The organism is Companilactobacillus huachuanensis (genome assembly GCF_005404815.1).
In the GTDB taxonomy this organism is placed as follows: domain Bacteria; phylum Bacillota; class Bacilli; order Lactobacillales; family Lactobacillaceae; genus Companilactobacillus; species Companilactobacillus huachuanensis.
In genome coordinates this window covers 1-471 of the sequence record NZ_BJDF01000060.1, presented here as the reverse complement: position 1 = coordinate 471, position 471 = coordinate 1, and the positions used below count along the sequence as shown (strand labels likewise).

The following is a 471-nucleotide window of genomic DNA, read 5'->3' as shown; positions in this document are numbered from 1 at the left end:
GCAGATACTGGAAAGCCAAAAACAGTATGTACATGCAACCCCCGGTAACCGCCGTCTCAGTGGTGGTGCTTGGTCCTTGTCTCCCCACTGTAAAGCCAGTCGTAAACAGTTGGGGTGTCCTTCTTAGTTGGCTTGTCGAAGTAATCAGAACCCATCCCCTTGGTGGCGAGGTTGCTACCTGGGTGGAACACGCTCCTCCAAACGTTGTCCTTACGAGCCGACGTGGGAGTGGTGGGAGTCATAGGCGTCGCCGGAGTTCCAGGGCTCGCCGGCATCGACATGGACCTCTGGTACTTGCTGCTTTCTCCTTCATCAGTTTTGACGCTCAAGGGTTTGGTGGTGAGCTTCCTGAGCTTGCCCAGACCACGATCAGGCTGAGGCCCAGCCACAACATCATCCCAAAGCTTCTCAAGCAAAACCATCTTCACTCTCTCCCTCTATCTCTTTCTCTCTCTCAATTTCAATCACAAC

At 53.5% G+C, this 471-nt stretch carries 1 protein-coding gene; it reads right to left on the bottom strand.

Annotation, left to right across the window (positions count from 1 at the left end; translation table 11 throughout):
- Positions 1 to 56: 56 nt before the first annotated feature.
- A complete protein-coding gene (locus FFM71_RS13985; RefSeq protein WP_137612627.1) occupies positions 57 to 422 on the bottom strand; it encodes a hypothetical protein in 366 nt (121 codons plus the stop codon).
- Between the last annotated feature and the right edge of the window lie 49 nt (positions 423 to 471).

Coding starts and splice junctions, on each gene's coding strand:
- FFM71_RS13985 (WP_137612627.1), bottom strand. CDS start 422: ATGGTTTTGCTTGAGAAGCTTTGGGATGATGTTGTGGCTGGGCCTCAG.